Source organism: Ferdinandcohnia sp. GQ5 (assembly GCF_059759275.1).
On sequence record NZ_JCAXEW010000001.1, the window covers coordinates 271391 to 287767 of the forward strand.

Annotated in this window: 23 protein-coding genes; 6 read left to right on the forward strand and 17 right to left on the reverse strand. The window is 37.9% G+C overall.

Features of this window, described 5'->3' with window-relative positions:
• The first annotated feature begins 120 nt into the window (after positions 1-120).
• A complete protein-coding gene (locus AC6CHV_RS01260; RefSeq protein ID WP_440273445.1) occupies positions 121-1485 on the forward strand; it encodes an MATE family efflux transporter in 1365 nt (454 codons plus the stop codon).
• A 155-nt stretch (positions 1486-1640) separates the two neighbouring features.
• Here AC6CHV_RS01260 and AC6CHV_RS01265 read toward each other — a convergent pair whose 3' ends face one another.
• The gene (locus tag AC6CHV_RS01265; RefSeq protein WP_498077937.1) at positions 1641-2471 is read right to left on the reverse strand and encodes a deoxyribonuclease IV; all 831 of its coding nucleotides are present in this window, start codon (positions 2469-2471) and stop codon (positions 1641-1643) included.
• A 92-nt stretch (positions 2472-2563) separates the two neighbouring features.
• Between AC6CHV_RS01265 and AC6CHV_RS01270 the strand changes: the two genes are divergently transcribed.
• Positions 2564-2692, forward strand: a complete 129-nt coding sequence (locus AC6CHV_RS01270) for a hypothetical protein (protein WP_498077938.1) — start codon at positions 2564-2566, stop codon at positions 2690-2692.
• Positions 2693-2739: 47 nt separating this feature from the next.
• Here AC6CHV_RS01270 and AC6CHV_RS01275 read toward each other — a convergent pair whose 3' ends face one another.
• The 4 genes from AC6CHV_RS01275 to AC6CHV_RS01290 all read right to left on the reverse strand — a co-directional run bounded on the left by AC6CHV_RS01275 (position 2740) and on the right by AC6CHV_RS01290 (position 4449).
• On the reverse strand, positions 2740-2925 hold the full coding sequence (locus AC6CHV_RS01275) for a hypothetical protein (RefSeq protein WP_341331636.1): 186 nt from the start codon (positions 2923-2925) through the stop codon (positions 2740-2742).
• A gap of 133 nt (positions 2926-3058) precedes the next feature.
• Positions 3059-3337 carry a protein YoyC gene (yoyC, locus tag AC6CHV_RS01280; protein ID WP_341331635.1) on the reverse strand — a complete coding sequence of 93 codons (279 nt, stop codon included), beginning with the start codon at positions 3335-3337 and terminating at the stop codon, positions 3059-3061.
• 56 nt (positions 3338-3393) lie between these two features.
• Positions 3394-4059: a bacillithiol biosynthesis deacetylase BshB2 gene (gene bshB2 / locus AC6CHV_RS01285; protein ID WP_440273446.1), complete on the reverse strand. Its 666-nt coding sequence runs from the start codon at positions 4057-4059 to the stop codon at positions 3394-3396.
• 45 nt (positions 4060-4104) lie between these two features.
• The gene (locus AC6CHV_RS01290; RefSeq protein WP_121448643.1) at positions 4105-4449 is read right to left on the reverse strand and encodes a DUF1806 family protein; all 345 of its coding nucleotides are present in this window, start codon (positions 4447-4449) and stop codon (positions 4105-4107) included.
• Positions 4450-4626: 177 nt separating this feature from the next.
• Between AC6CHV_RS01290 and AC6CHV_RS01295 the strand changes: the two genes are divergently transcribed.
• The gene (locus tag AC6CHV_RS01295) at positions 4627-4860 is read left to right on the forward strand and encodes a hypothetical protein (RefSeq protein ID WP_121448642.1); all 234 of its coding nucleotides are present in this window, start codon (positions 4627-4629) and stop codon (positions 4858-4860) included.
• A 224-nt stretch (positions 4861-5084) separates the two neighbouring features.
• Here AC6CHV_RS01295 and AC6CHV_RS01300 read toward each other — a convergent pair whose 3' ends face one another.
• From AC6CHV_RS01300 to deoD, 5 genes are all read right to left on the reverse strand, one after another.
• On the reverse strand, positions 5085-5351 hold the full coding sequence (locus AC6CHV_RS01300) for a phosphocarrier protein HPr (protein ID WP_121448641.1): 267 nt from the start codon (positions 5349-5351) through the stop codon (positions 5085-5087).
• 74 nt (positions 5352-5425) lie between these two features.
• Positions 5426-6235 carry a bifunctional DNA-formamidopyrimidine glycosylase/DNA-(apurinic or apyrimidinic site) lyase gene (mutM, locus tag AC6CHV_RS01305; protein WP_498077939.1) on the reverse strand — a complete coding sequence of 270 codons (810 nt, stop codon included), beginning with the start codon at positions 6233-6235 and terminating at the stop codon, positions 5426-5428.
• Between the two features lie 100 nt (positions 6236-6335).
• Positions 6336-6575, reverse strand: a complete 240-nt coding sequence (locus AC6CHV_RS01310) for a hypothetical protein (protein WP_121448699.1) — start codon at positions 6573-6575, stop codon at positions 6336-6338.
• 67 nt (positions 6576-6642) lie between these two features.
• Positions 6643-8835 (reverse strand): amidohydrolase family protein, encoded by a 2193-nt coding sequence (locus AC6CHV_RS01315; protein ID WP_498077940.1) that lies wholly within the window; start codon positions 8833-8835, stop codon positions 6643-6645.
• Between the two features lie 255 nt (positions 8836-9090).
• Complete coding sequence (gene deoD / locus AC6CHV_RS01320; protein ID WP_099353011.1) at positions 9091-9795, reverse strand: purine-nucleoside phosphorylase; 705 nt, start codon at positions 9793-9795, stop codon at positions 9091-9093.
• A 135-nt stretch (positions 9796-9930) separates the two neighbouring features.
• Here deoD and AC6CHV_RS01325 point away from each other — a divergent pair, with 135 nt between their 5' ends.
• Together AC6CHV_RS01325 and yoyE are read left to right on the forward strand one after the other, a co-directional pair.
• Entirely contained in the window at positions 9931-10065 is a 135-nt protein-coding gene (locus tag AC6CHV_RS01325) for a hypothetical protein (RefSeq protein ID WP_281254514.1), read from the forward strand.
• Positions 10066-10236: 171 nt separating this feature from the next.
• Positions 10237-10383 carry a protein YoyE gene (yoyE, locus tag AC6CHV_RS01330; RefSeq protein ID WP_010281467.1) on the forward strand — a complete coding sequence of 49 codons (147 nt, stop codon included), beginning with the start codon at positions 10237-10239 and terminating at the stop codon, positions 10381-10383.
• A 40-nt stretch (positions 10384-10423) separates the two neighbouring features.
• Here yoyE and AC6CHV_RS01335 read toward each other — a convergent pair whose 3' ends face one another.
• Both AC6CHV_RS01335 and AC6CHV_RS01340 read right to left on the reverse strand, forming a co-directional pair.
• The gene (locus AC6CHV_RS01335) at positions 10424-11194 is read right to left on the reverse strand and encodes a sporulation protein (RefSeq protein ID WP_341331630.1); all 771 of its coding nucleotides are present in this window, start codon (positions 11192-11194) and stop codon (positions 10424-10426) included.
• A 114-nt stretch (positions 11195-11308) separates the two neighbouring features.
• Complete coding sequence (locus AC6CHV_RS01340) at positions 11309-11476, reverse strand: YozD family protein (RefSeq protein WP_121448698.1); 168 nt, start codon at positions 11474-11476, stop codon at positions 11309-11311.
• A 145-nt stretch (positions 11477-11621) separates the two neighbouring features.
• On the opposite strand from AC6CHV_RS01340, the gene AC6CHV_RS01345 reads away from it, so the two are divergent.
• Positions 11622-11819, forward strand: coding sequence for a hypothetical protein (locus tag AC6CHV_RS01345; RefSeq protein WP_498077941.1), 198 nt, complete (start codon positions 11622-11624; stop codon positions 11817-11819).
• Here AC6CHV_RS01345 and yodN read toward each other — a convergent pair.
• The 5 genes from yodN to AC6CHV_RS01370 all read right to left on the reverse strand — a co-directional run bounded on the left by yodN (position 11816) and on the right by AC6CHV_RS01370 (position 16344).
• Complete coding sequence (gene yodN / locus AC6CHV_RS01350; protein WP_341331628.1) at positions 11816-12508, reverse strand: germination protein YodN; 693 nt, start codon at positions 12506-12508, stop codon at positions 11816-11818. The genes AC6CHV_RS01345 and yodN overlap by 4 nt on opposite strands.
• A gap of 379 nt (positions 12509-12887) precedes the next feature.
• The gene (locus tag AC6CHV_RS01355; RefSeq protein WP_121448634.1) at positions 12888-13106 is read right to left on the reverse strand and encodes a YozE family protein; all 219 of its coding nucleotides are present in this window, start codon (positions 13104-13106) and stop codon (positions 12888-12890) included.
• Between the two features lie 73 nt (positions 13107-13179).
• Positions 13180-13452, reverse strand: coding sequence for a YokU family protein (locus AC6CHV_RS01360; RefSeq protein ID WP_341331627.1), 273 nt, complete (start codon positions 13450-13452; stop codon positions 13180-13182).
• Positions 13453-13473: 21 nt separating this feature from the next.
• Positions 13474-14889 (reverse strand): lysine 2,3-aminomutase, encoded by a 1416-nt coding sequence (gene kamA / locus AC6CHV_RS01365; protein WP_341331626.1) that lies wholly within the window; start codon positions 14887-14889, stop codon positions 13474-13476.
• Between the two features lie 84 nt (positions 14890-14973).
• Positions 14974-16344 carry a sigma-54 interaction domain-containing protein gene (locus AC6CHV_RS01370; RefSeq protein WP_341331625.1) on the reverse strand — a complete coding sequence of 457 codons (1371 nt, stop codon included), beginning with the start codon at positions 16342-16344 and terminating at the stop codon, positions 14974-14976.
• Positions 16345-16377 lie beyond the last annotated feature (33 nt).

A 16377-nucleotide genomic window follows, 5' to 3' on the forward strand; every position in this document is an offset into this window, starting at 1 on the left:
TTACACTAAAAATGAAAAAAGGACGAGTATTGGTTGTCAATCGAATAATTTTCACCTACCATTTTGTCATTTTTGTGATATAATCCTTTAATCATCAAGGAAGGCAAAAGGAAATCATCTATGCATCAAACATTTAATTTAAAAGAAAAAACTAAATTATTTTTCCATATCCTCTTTCCAATTTTGGCCACACAGATTGGTCTTAATCTCATAAATTTTGTGGATACGATGATGTCTGGTCGCGCTGGAGCAAACGACCTTGCAGGGGTTGCGATTGGTTCAAGTCTTTGGGTACCGGTATACACAGGCTTGTCGGGGATATTAGTAGCGATGACACCCATTATCGCTCAGTATGTTGGAGCAAGACAAAAGAATAAGGTTCCATATTCCGTTATGCAAGGTATCTACATCTCTGTTGTCGTCGCTATAGTCGTTGCTATAATTGGTGGATTTGTGCTTGACCCAATTTTAGGTTTTATGAACCTTGAATCCGAAGTACGAGAAATAGCTAAGGAATATCTGATTGGACTTTCATTTGGAATTGTTCCTCTTTTTGTTTATTCTGTATTGAGATCATTTATTGACGCACTGGGTCATACACGGGTGACGATGATTATTACTCTTTCTTCGTTACCAATTAATGTATTGTTTAATTATCTGTTGATTTTTGGGAAGTTTGGTTTTCCTGAGTTAGGTGGTGCGGGTGCAGGTTATGCCACAGCGATTACCTATTGGCTGATTGTGTTTTTAGCTGTTTGGATTATTTTAAGTCGACCTCCATTTACTGAATATCGTGTTTTACGGAAACTTTACTCAGTATCCTTTTCAAGCTGGGGAGAAATCTTAAAACTTGGGTTGCCGATTGGGTTTGCAATCTTTTTTGAAACAAGTATTTTCTCAGCAGTTACATTGCTAATGAGTGAATTTAATACGACTACAATTGCAGCTCACCAAGTCGCAATTAACTTTGCGAGTTTGCTCTACATGATTCCTTTAAGTATTTCGATGGGACTTACAATCGTTGTTGGCTTTGAGGTCGGAGCGAAACGATTTAAGGATGCAAAACAATATAGTATACTTGGCATTTGTATCGCTGTTATTATGGCGCTTGTTTGTTCAATGATTATACTTTTGTTTCAAGAGCCAATTGCAAAAATGTACTCTACAAATGCCGCAGTTATCGGGTTAACGACTCAATTTTTACTATATGCGCTGTTTTTTCAGCTTTCAGATGCCATTGCGGCACCAATTCAAGGTGCACTGCGTGGATATAAGGACGTAAACACGACTTTTGTGATGACACTTATCTCTTATTGGGTGATTGGTTTGCCTGTAGGATATGTCTTGGCAAAATTTACAACGCTTGGTGCGTTCGGTTATTGGATCGGCTTGATAGTAGGTTTAGCTGCCGGTGCTGTAACATTATCTGGTCGTTTAGTCATTGTCCAGAAAAGAGCAGCACATGTGAAGTTTAGTGAAGAATGAAGGAAACCAGCCTTTTGAGGGCTGGTTTTTGTGTGTGAAATTTCCTCTAAATTTAACTTTATGGACATTATTTTGATTTTATGGTCAATCTTTTATTTTTATGGCCGTTAATGTAAATTTATAGCCGATATTTTTCGTTTATGGCTGTTAGTCAATTACTCCATCATCTCATTCAAAAACTTGATCTCTTTCTCATGGGAAAAGTGATTCTCGTGAGGGGTTTCGAGTACAAACGGAATATCACCAAACACGGAACTTGTTAATAATTCTTTGATTTGTTCTACTTTTATCTCCCCAAAAGGGATATTGGCATGTCGGTCCTTCATAGACCTAGTTGGGTATGCTGAATTGTTTAAATGAACCGCTTTTAAATGTTCAAAAAAACCGAGTTCAGTCCCTTTTGCTCCAACCTCATCCCAATTGTCTCCATCCCAAACACCGCTTGCGAATACATGGCAAGTATCTAAACAAAAACCAATTTTATCAGGAAACTCTGTTAGCTGCCTTACTTGGACTAGCTCTTCAAGCATTGTGCCAGTTGGCCCACTTTTACCGGCATTATTTTCTAATAAAAGCATTGCTTCCCCCTCCCACTTCGACAGAACCTCATTGAGGGTTCCAATCATCCGCTGATAGCCTTCTAGTGGGTCTGAAGCGTTTTTCAATACACCAAAATGAACAACTACACCAATCGATCCGCATTCATTTGCAATCTCTAAATCATTTAATAATGAGTACTTAACAAGGTCAATTTGTCCTTCATCCGCAACTAAATTGGTTGGATACGGTGTATGGGCAATGGTTTGGATATCATGCTCTTTACAAAATTTCGCACATTCTTGTGCATCATGAATATTATATTCTTTAACTGACAGGCTTCGTGGATTTTTTGGAAAGTATTGAAAGGCTTGTGCTCCAATTTTTTTTGCATGTTGGGCAGCCCCTAAATACCCTTCCCTAATACTAATATGACTCCCAAATCTCATGATTTCGTCTCCTATCCTACATATATAGTTAGTTTTTCTATCAGAGTAGGAACTATTCAATTAATGGACATACTAGTTTTGAGGTGAGAAAAATGGAAGACTTTACATCAAAAGACGAGACTGTACAAAATAAATCAATCGAAGAATTAGAAGAGGAAATGGGGTTATACATTGTTTCACCTGAAAAAATTATTTCTATTTTTGAAGAAGAAGAGCAATGAAAAAAGAGCGAAAACCAACTCGCTCTTTTTGTTCAATATCTATTTATTTAATGAAAATACGACCACAGACTCGTTGCTCTCCAGACAATGGCAAACGAACATAAACTGATAAATGTTCCACTAAGTATTTTGGCTACTCTTTTATGTGTTCCTTTAAAAATGGAATGTGCGAAGCTAAATGCAAAAATCAAAAATAATATGATTGAAATCTCCATATACATATTCATCTCCATAAAAATACCCCTTTCAAATCTAGACATGCTGAGATATTTTGACGAGTCTCTCTTATTATCATCAGATTATAAGGGAAACTAAGGAGTTGTACAACAGAAATTAGTACTAATTGTAAATATTTTCTTGTTTTGTTTACAATTTCTTCACATTTTCCATTTCCTCAAGATAGACATGCTGCAACTGAAGCTTTTCTTCAATTGATAGACTGGAGTCGAAAATTCGTCTGCTTGCCATAAAAAATTTTTCATAGGGAGTTTTGCGAAGTCTTGGATGGGTCAATTCATCTAGTATATCCCTTCGAATTGTGGAACGCAGAATGTCTTCACTGCTCATGTCCTTTTGCCATAGCCGACGATTCATCCAAAGCGACTGATATGCTTTTAAGAGTTGATCAAAATTAACAGGATCCATTTTCAATATAGCTCCTTTTATACCCGAGAGCCCATCAAAAGTTGGGCTCTAAGTACTTAATCGTCAAACTTATATGTCCAATATACTTCTGTTCGTAGCCACTCAATAATTTCATTATCACTGTCATCAATCTTTTGGAGCAGATTTCCCATCAAGCCTTCTGTTTGGGAACGATGTGCTTTCAATGTCGCAATCTTCTTGTCTAATACTTCACTTACATCGAATTCAACATCATGTTCACCAATTTTTTCAACACGGTCATGAGTGATTGCTTTGCAGTAAACAGTTGGTCTATTTTCTTTCGGAATACGCTTAACTGCACGAATGGTTGCTTCTCCTGTTGCATCATGGTCAGGATGGACACCATGTCCAGGATAGAATGTAATAACAAGAGATGGATTTACTTCCTTGATGATTTCCTCAATTGTGTCTGCGATTCTTTCTGAATCTAAAAATTCTAATGTTTTATCACGATATCCTAGCATGCGGAGATCGCTTATTCCACATGCTTTACAAGCTTCTCTTAGTTCTTTTTTTCGAATCTCAGGCAGGGTTTCTCTCGTTGCAAAAAACGGATTTCCTAAATTTCTGCCCATTTCCCCAAGGGTTAGGCAGGCATATGTAACAGGAACCCCTTTTTGTGTATTTAAACTAATTAAACCTGATACTCCAAATGCTTCATCATCTGGATGTGGCAATACAATTAAAATATGTCGCTCCATTTTACTACTCCTTTTATTAAAATATGCCGTTGAAGTTCCAAAACTCTAGAATGGGGTTGTGCTAATTTGCAGCGCAACTGCGAGTTTGCCTTCCTCATCATGACCTGCTAGTAATAAACGGTCCTTCTCGTCAAGCTCCCAATCTGTTAACCCTTCTGCATAAATCCAGCCAATATCCATCTTAAGGCCAACACGGTACGGATCATTTCCAACGATTTTTCCTTCTGTATACGTAACAAGGGCATTTCGAATAAATGCACCCGCTGATGTTTTTTTAGCGCCAGAATGCACAGCATATGCGCCATTTGTAGTTTCAAGGTGAATATAAACGTTTTGATTGGCAAAACGGTTAATTATATCCTGAATGTCTTCTTTTTTTATCGGTTTCAAATGTGAATCCTCCAAACTCTAAATAAATATGTATTCATATATAAATATTAACGATTTTATCAATAAAATTCCAATAATGCGAACTGCAAAATCAAATTAATAGCAATCCCTTGAAAAGATGGTATGATTTTCTACGTATTGGACATATTACGTATATGAAGAAGGTGGTGAACAAAATTGGCAAGAGAAAACCTTGAACTAGTAAATAATATGGAATTTGGTATTACTTCAAAATTCATTCCGAATTTATGTGAAGCAAAAACGTTAAAAGTTGTTGAGATAAATCATACTTCAGTTCGAATTGAACTGGAATCAAAGCAAAAAGGGGTCTTCCCACTTTCCCATTTTCAATACTTAATTCGTCATGGGGCATTAGTTCTATCAAAGGATGAAGATGAAGAAACTGCTTGATTCAAATATGTCTTGGCTCATTTGTGCCTAGATTTTTTAGCTCACGAGGTGGGTCATAAAGACGTTGCCACAGGAAGTGGCGTACTTAGTCTTCGATCTTATGCTCGAAAACTTTCCATTGAAATCTATGGCATCCTCCATTCATTCTACTGTTCGATATGTCTGGATAATTGCTGAATAAAGTTAAAACAACCATCTGAATGGATGGTTGTTTTTATTTGGTGTTATTCACCTAAGTTTTCTTCTTTTAACACAGACCCAATTCCTTCTAAGGCTGCATCTGCATCATTACCTTCAGCTTGAATCACGATTTGTGAACCTTTTGGTACACCAAGAGACATTACACCCATAATTGATTTAAGGTTTACAGATTTACCGTTGAAAGTAAGTGTAATTTCTGATTGAAATTGACTTGCTTTATGTACGAGCTTTGTAGCTGGTCTCGCATGTAAGCCAGCATCACTTGTAATTGTGAATGTTTTTTCTGCCATAAAAAATCCCTCTTTCTATTATTGACTCATATATAGAATAGCCATTAACCTGTGTGATAATCAAGTGTATTTTTTTAGAATTGGCAATTTGCACAGAAAAATGTTTTCCTGGATGACACTTCTTTCTTCTTTATGACGGAACCACAACGAACGCACACTTCACCTTCTCGGTCATATACTTTACATTTTTCATCATAACCGCCGGTTAAATGATCCCCCTTAAAAAGTGGCTGTTCCATGTATCCACCAAATCGAATGGCATCTTGAAATACAGAATGAATCGATTGATACAATTTTTGAACTTGTGCATCATCCAATGTATCAAACGTCCTGGTTGGTAGAAGTTCTGCTGCAAAGCAAATTTCATCAGAGTAACAATTACCGATCCCTGCAATAAAATCCTGATCGACAAGAGTTGTTTTAAGCATTCCCCTTTTGTTTTCAACTAAATCTTCAAAAGATTGAAGTGTAAAACCAGGTTGCAGAGGTTCTGGCCCTAAATCTGTTAATTCGGATTCAACTTGGTCAGGCGTTAGTAGATGTAAGTATCCTAATCTTAATCCAATAAAACAAAGTTGATGGGATGTAAATCGAAGAATCACTTGTTTTGTTCTTGAAATTGAATCGTTATTTGTTTCAATATACATCAAACCGCCAAGCATAAGATGAAGAAGTAATTTATTTCCGCTTTCAAGTTCAAAAATGAGATGCTTCCCTCTACGGCGGATTTGAGTAATTTTATTTCCGACAAGTTCTTTAGTAAAATCACAAACCGAAGTATTGATGGATTTTTCACGATTTACTTCCACATCTTGAATGACATGACCTGCTACTTTTAGTTGAAGGAGGTTTTTGTATGTTTCCATTTCTGGCAACTCAGGCATTTTCACACCTCCGATGATTATTTACATTTAGCATAAACAATAAATGAATATTTCATGTATCTATAAAAGCCACGAAGGTGTGATTCCCTCGTGGCTTTGATTAGTGAAGTTTTGAAATTTCATTTTGGAGCTGTTTCGTGCGCTTTGCATTTCCTTCTGCGAAGTTCGCAAGTCTTTCTTTCAGTTCAGGATCATTATGAACTCTTTCTGAGGTAATCAAGTAGCGTCGCATCAGTTCAGACTCTGCAGTATAGGCTGTTTCTAGAACTTCCTTTAAAGCATCCTCGGTTAACGCATCTTCACGATCATGATCCCGATCAAAATCCTTTTCATGATTCATCAAAATCACCTCTATAAAAGTATCTGCTTTTTTTAAAGGAATATGATGATAAAGGTAAGGAAAAATTTTATTCGAATACCCCCATTATCGGTTGTCCATTTTTAACCTGAGTTTGTACACCTGTTTCGTCTTTTGCAACACTACCAGATACAATAACATAATCAATCCCTTTGGATAAGGATGCTGGTTTTTCGGCTGTTGAAGTGTCGATGATCTTATGGTAGTCAAAAACCGTAATATCTGCGGTAGCTCCAACATGAAGCCTTCCTCTTGTACTCATAGCTGGTGCAACTTCTTCAAGTTGTCTTGCGGAATGAATGGTAATTTTCTTCATCCCTTCCATCAGTGGTAAGATATCAAGGTCACGAATGTAACGCCCGATAAACCTCGAAAAGGTTCCCGCTCCTCGTGGATGATTAAACTCACTGTCCATCGTTGCATCGCTACCAATCATACTATGGTCTACTTGTAATGCTTGAATGAGCTCGTCCTCATCCATCGCATAAACAATAACTTGTCCACCTTTCTTACGGTAAATAGGAAATGTTTCCTCCGTTAGTCTCTCAGTTGTACCCGCTACTTGAATGTCGGAATAGGATATGCCAAACCTTGATTGCCAATCTCCACTGAGACGCTCAAATGAAATATCTGTTGCCCAAGAATCGTATGGGTACACATCATATGTAACTTGGTAGCCATCAGCACGAGCTTCTTCAATTAGGGCTATTGCTTCATCCATCGCACCTGTCCCACCTGTACTGTGAAGATGCATAAAATGAACCGGGGCATCTAACTCCCTTGCATAACCAAGAACTTCTTTTACTGAATCAATACTTGTATGTTCGCCTGTTAGACTAGAATGCCTACCATGGAAATGTGTAACAATGCCATATTCCTTTGCAACTTTCATGAGGGCCCTGATTTCATCAGGAGTTGTTCCTGGATAATACTCAGGGCTAAAAGCAAGTGCGAGCGCACCTTTTTTAATTTCCTCATTTGCCCGTTTTACCATATAGTCAATTTGTTCCTGAGTTGGTGTGCCATGGTTGCCAAGTCCGGCTTCATAACGTAAACGTACCGCAAACAAGGCACCCCCATAGTTTACTGATGTTGGATGATTTTCATATTGATTAAAAAAACCGTTAAAATCAACCGTACACCCATGCATGGAAAGATTTGTTGTTACCCCATCACCAATCTTGAACTTTGCTGCCATTGGATTTGGATTGAACGAAAGCATATCTATAAAGCCGGGACTTACGATTTTTTGATACGCATCAATTTCGGTCTCTCCACGTATAGGTGATTTAGTAACCGCAGCCACTTTGTCGTCCTTAATTCCAACATGATAGCCAATTTTCATGGTTTCCTTGTCTGGATCTATCACAATTCCATTTTTAATCACGATATCATAAGTTACGTTCTCAGGTTCTTTAGTCGATGTCATTTGTTTATATTTGAACTCTTTAATGTCCAGTTTGTCCTTTTTTGATTTAAAACCGATGAGCTGTTCCCCGTCAAATAGAAACTTATCTCCACTTATTTTATCAAGTTGGGTTGTCTTATTGGTCGCTAAATCATGAACAAAAGCAGAAATCTTCCCTTGGTCTTTAATTGTGTAGACAATATGCTCCAGCTCGGGATCTGCATCGACCCAGTCAACAGTCGCCTTTTTTGATGGAAGGTCAACGACGAATAGGTCCATATGGGAATCAAATTCAGGTGTGTTAAAAATGATTTCGGCTTTTTGCTTTTCGGGATTTGTCTTGGCATAGAGCATCCCTTCTTCATAGCCGTTTTTAAACTTAATATTACTGATTTTAGCAGAACCCTCAAACGGAATTTCGGAAACGGTTTCTTTCGTGCCAATATTAATCATCTCGATAAAATTGCTGCCGTCATCTTTCTTTCCGTATAAATACAACAAGTGTGCGTCCGGATTCACTTCTACCCCTCTATAACTTTTATCAGGACTGTTAGGAACTTGGTAATCCACCCACGGTGTCACGTTCTCAATTACAGCTTGTTGTCGGTCCCCGATGTAAAGTTTTTTTTGACCGTTTTCCTCTAACAAGGCGAGAACTTGATTCCCATAAAAGGTAATCCCATCTATCTTAAAGCCATTCACAACCAGTTGGCTTTTTACCTCCTCATCAGTGTCGGTAAAAGACTCAGATGGAGAAATGATTTTTGAGCCGAAAAAGGCAACAAACAAGACAGCTGCTAACGTCACACCATATCTAATAAATCGATTTTTCATAATTATCACCCTAATAAAAGAGGAAAAAATCTCGAATCCCGAAATCTTTTCCCCTTAATCAAATGCGCCTTGGCGTATTTGTGCCCGATTTTTAGGCCCACATGAAGTGGGTCATAAAGACGTTGCCACAGGATGTGGCGTTTGTTAGTCTTTAATCTTACTTACTGATCGAAAAATTCTCTCTGAAAAATCGTGGCATCCGCCGTAGGCATAAACTATATTCAGCGGTGTTTTGCTCCGCTGGATATAGTTTATTTACTCTTTCAATGCTGCTTCTAGAGCAACCTCGATCATATCATTAAAAGTTGTTTGACGTTCTTCAGCTGTTGTTTCTTCTCCCGTTAAAATATGATCACTTACTGTTAAAACTGATAATGCATTGCGACCAAATTTCGCTGCTAATGTGTAGAGTGCCGTTGTTTCCATTTCAATCGCAAGAATCCCATACTGTGCCCATTTTTCTAATTCAGCATTTTCATTATAGAAAACGTCACTAGTGAAGACATTTCCAACTTTAAGATTAAGACCTTTTTCAGTCCCTGCCTCATATGCTTTTTTCAATAAATCAAATGATGCTGTTGGGGCATAATCGACACTACCAAAATTGATGCGGTTCATTTGTGAGTTCGTTGAGGAAGTCATCGCTAAAATGACATCTCGTACTTTCACATCCTTTTGAATCGCACCGCAAGTTCCAACTCGAATTAAGTTTTGGACTCCATATTCATTCATTAATTCATGTATGTATATTGAAATTGATGGAACCCCCATACCTGTTCCTTGGACAGACACGCGCTTTCCTTTATATGTACCGGTAAAACCGAGCATTCCACGAACTTCATTGTAGCATTGAACATTTTCAAGAAAGTTTTCAGCAATATACTTTGCACGCAATGGGTCTCCTGGAAGCAATATTGTTTCAGCGATATCCCCTTGCTTTGCTCCAATATGTGTACTCATTCATGATCCTCCTATGTAGGTAAAATTACACTTTTACTATGTTACCACAATTCCATTCTACTTAAAAAGTTTGATTAACGCAAAAATATGGGGAAAGATAAGATTGTATCATCATCAAAAAGGGGGTATTCGTACATGGCAAACGAAAAAATGAGCAAAAAATTAAGACAAGCTGTTGACTATGCAAATGCAACTGACACCACAAAAGGTGTTGGAAATCCGCCAAATACATCGAAAAAAGCAAAAGATGGCTTTATGCAGCCTAAATAATTAAAAGAGAGTTCAAAAGGAGGATGAAAAGGACCAAGAAGTTCGAGGCGGCGAAGCTTCGAGCACCGGAACGTATGTAATTGATACGCGAGGAGCGGAAAAGCAAGCCAACGAAGAAATTCGATGTGTCATTTCACCGGACTTTTTGAACATCCTATTGGAGGGAATAAAATGGGTAAGAAAAATCGTAATCGTATTAATGCTCCTAAGAAAAACAACCATACTCCACCTGAAGCAATTGAAGCGGAACAAATCGCTCACGGTAAAGAATTTTCAGCTGCTGGTGGCCGTAAAAACGGACCAGGGCATAATGAATAAATTGAAAAAGGGCGTCCGATTGCATGGCGCCCTTTTTCAATTAGCTATGGCGGCTAATAATTTGGTTAATTTTTGATTTGAGATTTGGAAGATCATTCGTCGTTACAGTGAAGTTTACAAAGGATTCATCCATATCCAATGCCTCAGCAAGGAAGCTACTTAACCCACGTGCACGTCGATCCACCTGCATCATCACTTCCACCCGATCTTCAGATTGAGGGAAGAACATTACTTCTACTTCATCTAATCTTCCACGATATTGTCCACTCGTAGGGACAAACTCAAATTCCTGTACAAATGGTAATCGTCTTCTTAGTCGGTATGGTGCCGCTTCGCAATCTACCTTACGTAAGCTAAAGCCTAAATCATATACCGCATTCAACACACCTGCTGCAAGTGGTGATGGAGAAACTGAAATATAATCTTTATCTGATGGGTCAATTGCATTTTTAATATCTAAGCCTGTGTGAATCCACACTTTTGATTTCCCGAACGTTACAGGTGTATCAAGTGGGAGGACGAATGAAAATGGAATTTCACGTCTTTCGTTACTTCCAATTGTAAAACGCTCAACAATTTTCACTTTTTCAATCGTTGCTTGTTGGTTAAACTTTTTGTCATTCGATTCTTTAATGTAGGTTGTCATTAAGGAAAGATAAATCTCGTCGATTTGTTGTTCCGTATTTCCTCCAACAATTTCAACAACGCCAGAAACCTTGTCACCAGCCCTAAGTTGGTCAGTTGTTAACTTAGTATCAACTCTTGCACTTCCTATCCCAATACTTGAAAAAAGTTTATTAAATAAAGACATGGTCATTCCTCCTAATGCTTGATATAAAACTATACGACTGGGCATGAAAAAAGTTTCTACAGAAATGATATTTTTTCATTAAAAAACGACGGGTTTCCCCGCCGTCATATGTACCTAGTCTTCTTCTTCGTCAATTACACATTTAAAGAGTAAGTATTCAAAAGTAATATCTGCTAGTTCCTCTAGCTCTTCCTCGCTTGGGGCAAATCCCCTTTGGACAAGCTCGTTATAGAAAAACTCTGCAATTTCCTCCGTATCAATAACAACCTCAATCTCCTTCAGCATGATCGCCCCCTTTACTTAAGATGTATGATGTAAAAACGTCACCTATGTCATTTCATATGTATATTATTTTTTAGTCATGAAATCAAAAGTTCATACATAGGATGGAATATAAGAATTGGACAAGCCTAATGGAGGGGTTCTCATGACAAAGCAAGCCGTTATTGTAAAATTTCCAGTACAAGCAGAAGTTAATCGCACCAATAAATTACTAGCAATTATTGACGGAGACGGGTTTGACAAAGTGTTAGGAAAAGTAACAAAAGGATTATTTTCGGTTATTTTGTTTTTAGGGATCCCTTATTTCTTTTATGTGTTAGTACAAGCGTTACTCATGGGTTAATCGTTACCTTTCCCAGACTCAAATTTTTGTAGATTTTTCATTGCTAAATCCATAACATCTTTATATTTCTGATCCTGGAACATGTCGTACAGGATCTTGTAGTCGTTGTACACATCTAATAAACCATCAATGATTTCTTTTTTCTCTTTCTTAATACGCATATGATCTTTCTCGGATTTACGATAGATATCCATATTTTCATACATCCCCGCATTATTGTTTTTCTTTTTCACAAAATACTTCAACGAATATTTTTGAAGGAATGTTTCAGCTTGATCAAAGTCTGCAAGTAGTGTCAGCTCATCCTCTCCTGCTTCGAGCCACTCACCGTCTGTCACTCTCGCTAGTTCGTAAATCACATCCTCCCACGCACCCTCTTTGTATCTCCAAATTTCAGTGTGAATCCCGACAATTTTAAACACATCATTGTCATATCCTTGCACAAAGACAAGGTCACCAAAATAATATTTGTATTCAATATCGATTTTTTCAATTTCCATCGGCCTTGCTTTATATTGGGAAAGCAAGGTTAGGGCCGATTCTGAGTAAAATGCCTCGCCTTTATTAACTTTATATAGAAAGTTTCCATCTAGCTTACGGATATCGGTCACAGATCCAACTGTTCCATATAACTTAACAACGACGATATCCCCGATTTTGTATTTTGGCTTTTTGCTTTTATCATCCATATCCTCATCCCTCTGCTTTGGTGTCGATTTAAAGGGTGTGACATAGTATATGCAAGTCTTTTGCAAAACGGCAATATAATAGGGCTTGTGAATCAAGAAATATTAAGGGTGGGCGAGCCTAAAATTTGTGGAGGTGAGGTGTTCGTTATAGAGGTTTATTTTAAGGTGGAATGTTTAGTGGCAGTATTTTTAAAATAGTGGGAGTAAAACATGGATAGCGGCAGTATTTTTGAAATAGTGGCAGTAAATCCAAGTTAGTGGCAGTAATTTAACCTAGTGACAGAAAATCTTGGATAGTGACAGTATTTTTTCATTCTTAATATCTAGTTGCTCAGAAAACGTAAAAAACCACCGAGATTCTGTATCTCAGTGGTTTATATCAATCTTCGTTTTCATAAAGATCCCAGGCCTTATCGAAAGTAGACATACTTTTTAAATATTGGCCGTTTAACTCCAAATAAGAGCTTAATTCATTGTAATCCTTCGAATAGATTGGAAAGCTATGATCCAAATAGATGTCATTTGCAAATTGACTAATCTCATCTTTCGCTTTTGCCGTACGAAATTTTACAATATAGTGATAAAATGACTTTCCCATAACAACCACATCCTACATAAGCGTTCGTTTTGTCATTTTATCATGATATCGAATCAAGTCAACTGAAAATGACTTAAAAACGGAAGTAGTTATGCTTTAAAAATCGCGGAATCTCCATTAGTTCTTTATAGCTAATTGTCTTCAAAAGTTTTTTTGTATCGATTAACATGAGTTGGTCTTCAATTTCATTTATTATGTTTTCTTCTTGATACTCCATTCCGCATTCATCACACTTTACACTAGGTGTATCGGTAATTTCAATTGCTCTTGTTCCATCTGGAAGTTCCCAAAATACACTGTTTGTTGCTTCTTTCGCCTTTTCCGAATCACACCACATACAATTCAACAATATAACCTCCAATCACATTTAACTAGATTTTTCATCTTCCTTACTAGAGCCCTTCATTTTTTGTAAAGTAGATTGGTATTTTTTCTCCTTCAATTCGTCCCGTTTATCACGTTTATCTTTTAATGTGCTATGACTTGGGTCTTCATTGTATTTCTTTCTTCTTGAAATTCGGTTAATGCCTTCAGGGACAAGGTTAAAGCCATCACCTAGTAGCCCCGCTATTCCTGCAGTTGATTTTTTATCTTCGAGCGAGCCTACATGCTCTGTAAAATAAGCGTCTGCACGGCCAGGTACATAGTTTTCTGGCTCTGGATAGGTAGTAATGACTCCTTCAAAATTACGTAACACCACTTTTTCGGGACTTTGTGAAAGCAGATAATTCGGCTGTACTGCAATTTTTCCGCCTCCACCAGGTGCATCGACGACGAAGGTTGGTACGGCATAGCCTGAAGTGTGGCCACGTAAGCCCTCGATAATTTCTAGCCCTTTTGAAACAGGTGCTCTAAAGTGGCCAATACCTTCCGATAAATCACATTGATAAATATAATAAGGACGAACTCTGATTTTGACTAAATCATGCATCAACTTTTTCATGATTTCGACGCTGTCGTTAATGCCTGCTAAAATAACAGATTGGTTTCCGACTGGCACACCACTGTTAACCAGCATTTCACACGCTTTTTTTGCTTCCTCTGTAATCTCAATAGACGTATTAAAATGTGTATTTAACCATACAGGATGGTATTTCTTTAAAATATTACACAGGTTTTCTGTAATTCGCTGCGGGAATACAACAGGTGCCCTTGTTCCGATACGAATGATTTCCACATGCGGAATCGCGCGTAAATTTTTCAAAATGTACTCAAGAATATTGTCATTGATAAGAAGGCCGTCACCACCTGAAATAAGGACGTCACGTACTTCAGGAGTGTTGGCGATGTAGCCTATCGCAGCATCAAGCTGTTTTTTCGGCACACCCATACCGATTTGGCCGGAAAATCGTCTCCTCGTACAATAGCGGCAATACATTGAGCATTGGTTCGTTACTAAGAAGAGGACACGGTCAGGGTAACGATGTGTTAAACCAGGTACTGGTGAATCTTCGTCTTCTTCAAGAGGATCTTCTAAATCATATTTTGTTTTGTAAATCTCTTTCCCAATTGGCACTGATTGCATCCGAATTGGGCAACGTGGATCATCAGGATTCATTAACGATGCGTAATATGGTGTTATATTTAAAGGAATCGTCTTTGTGGAGATTAAGACACCTTCTTCTTCTTCTGGAGTCAGATTAATGACCTTACGTAAATCATCGATTGTGCGAATTGTATTCGTCAATTGCCAAATCCAATCGTTCCACTGCTCATCCGTTACATCCTTCCATAATTCAATGTCCTTCCAATGACGCTTAGGTTTATATAAGTTCATCTGCATAAAAAATCTCCTCCCTACTCTTATTAACATGCAAGTAGCATGCCAACTGTTAAGTAGAAAAGAGATCTAAATGAAAATATGGGTCTAATTATTTTTTTTTTGCAATTTGTATTGCAGGGTTTGACGAGGAATCTCTAGAAGTTTTGCCGCTCTATTGATGTTCCCGCCTGACTTTTTCATGGCTGCATCGATCAAAGAGTTTTCGGTTTCTTGTATGACTTCACGAAGCGGTCTTAATGTGACTGTAGACTTTGGTTTGGTATCGACAAGATGAACCGGTAATAAATCCGTTGTAAGTGCTGTTCCTTCAGCCATAATCATTGCATGTTCAATGATATGTTTTAATTCCCTTACATTCCCTGGCCAAAGGTAATTAGCAAATAATTGAAGGACCTCATTATCAACCTTTGAGACACTTTTTTGAAAGCTATGGTTATATAGTCCAACAAAGTGGTCGACTAAATATGGTATGTCCTCAAGTCTGTTCTTTAAAGGAGGAATCTCTAAAGAGAAAACATTCAAACGATAATACAAATCTGGTCTTAGTTCATGATCCCTCACGCAATCTGTTGGATATTTGTTTAGTGCAACAATCACGCGAACATCGACTTGAAGTGTCTTCGGGCTGCCAATTCTCCGAACCATCCCATCCTCAAGGACACGGAGCAATCGGGATTGGAGCTCAAGTGGCATCGAATTGATTTCGTCTAAAAAAAGCGTCCCTCCATGTGCAATTTCAAATAACCCAGCACGGTCCACTGCTCCCGTATAGCTCCCTTTAACCGTTCCAAATAAAATACTTTCTAATAAACTTTCGGGTAACGCTGCACAGTTTTGCGCGATAAAAGGAGCTTGCCTTCGTGGTGAGGTATTATGAATCGCTTGCACAAGAAGCTCCTTACCAGTTCCGGTTTCACCATACACTAAAACAGTCGATGATGAGTTCGCAACCTTCATTGCTTGTTTTTTTACATTGTTGAAGCGCTCATTTTTCGTCAGGATGTCATGAAAAGTGTATTTTGCTCCATATAATTCCTGAGGCTTTTTTGAAGGACTGCGAACCTTTGATTGCAGGTCCATCAATTTATTGGATAAATCTTTAATCTTCGAATAATCTTTTCCAATTTCAACAGCACCAATGAATTTACCATTTATATGGATGGGTAAAGTCGTATTTACCGTATCAATCAGCTTTCCCCATTTGTTTTTATAAGTTTGGGGAAGATGATAAATCGGCTGTTTTGTGCGAATGACCTTTAATAGAGTACTAGAATCCTCATTTAAAGAAGGAAAGACCTCGAGAAGATGCTTACCAAGTACCTCATCCCGGCTAAGCCCATCATGCTCGGCTGCTACCTGATTATAGAAGATGGTGATTCCTTCCTCATTAACAACATGTATGGCTTCATCAATACTATCTAAAATGGCAATGACAAGTTCTTCCCCGATTTGCACTCATCTCCACCTCCCTCATCACATGATGAAAAT

Coding starts and splice junctions, on each gene's coding strand:
- AC6CHV_RS01260 (WP_440273445.1), top strand. CDS start 121: ATGCATCAAACATTTAATTTAAAAGAAAAAACTAAATTATTTTTCCAT.
- AC6CHV_RS01265 (WP_498077937.1), bottom strand. CDS start 2,471: ATGAGATTTGGGAGTCATATTAGTATTAGGGAAGGGTATTTAGGGGCT.
- AC6CHV_RS01270 (WP_498077938.1), top strand. CDS start 2,564: ATGGAAGACTTTACATCAAAAGACGAGACTGTACAAAATAAATCAATC.
- AC6CHV_RS01275 (WP_341331636.1), bottom strand. CDS start 2,925: ATGGAGATGAATATGTATATGGAGATTTCAATCATATTATTTTTGATT.
- yoyC (WP_341331635.1), bottom strand. CDS start 3,337: ATGGATCCTGTTAATTTTGATCAACTCTTAAAAGCATATCAGTCGCTT.
- bshB2 (WP_440273446.1), bottom strand. CDS start 4,059: ATGGAGCGACATATTTTAATTGTATTGCCACATCCAGATGATGAAGCA.
- AC6CHV_RS01300 (WP_121448641.1), bottom strand. CDS start 5,351: ATGGCAGAAAAAACATTCACAATTACAAGTGATGCTGGCTTACATGCG.
- mutM (WP_498077939.1), bottom strand. CDS start 6,235: ATGCCTGAGTTGCCAGAAATGGAAACATACAAAAACCTCCTTCAACTA.
- AC6CHV_RS01310 (WP_121448699.1), bottom strand. CDS start 6,575: ATGAATCATGAAAAGGATTTTGATCGGGATCATGATCGTGAAGATGCG.
- AC6CHV_RS01315 (WP_498077940.1), bottom strand. CDS start 8,835: ATGAAAAATCGATTTATTAGATATGGTGTGACGTTAGCAGCTGTCTTG.
- deoD (WP_099353011.1), bottom strand. CDS start 9,795: ATGAGTACACATATTGGAGCAAAGCAAGGGGATATCGCTGAAACAATA.
- AC6CHV_RS01325 (WP_281254514.1), top strand. CDS start 9,931: ATGGCAAACGAAAAAATGAGCAAAAAATTAAGACAAGCTGTTGACTAT.
- yoyE (WP_010281467.1), top strand. CDS start 10,237: ATGGGTAAGAAAAATCGTAATCGTATTAATGCTCCTAAGAAAAACAAC.
- AC6CHV_RS01335 (WP_341331630.1), bottom strand. CDS start 11,194: ATGTCTTTATTTAATAAACTTTTTTCAAGTATTGGGATAGGAAGTGCA.
- AC6CHV_RS01345 (WP_498077941.1), top strand. CDS start 11,622: ATGACAAAGCAAGCCGTTATTGTAAAATTTCCAGTACAAGCAGAAGTT.
- yodN (WP_341331628.1), bottom strand. CDS start 12,508: ATGGATGATAAAAGCAAAAAGCCAAAATACAAAATCGGGGATATCGTC.
- AC6CHV_RS01355 (WP_121448634.1), bottom strand. CDS start 13,106: ATGGGAAAGTCATTTTATCACTATATTGTAAAATTTCGTACGGCAAAA.
- kamA (WP_341331626.1), bottom strand. CDS start 14,889: ATGCAGATGAACTTATATAAACCTAAGCGTCATTGGAAGGACATTGAA.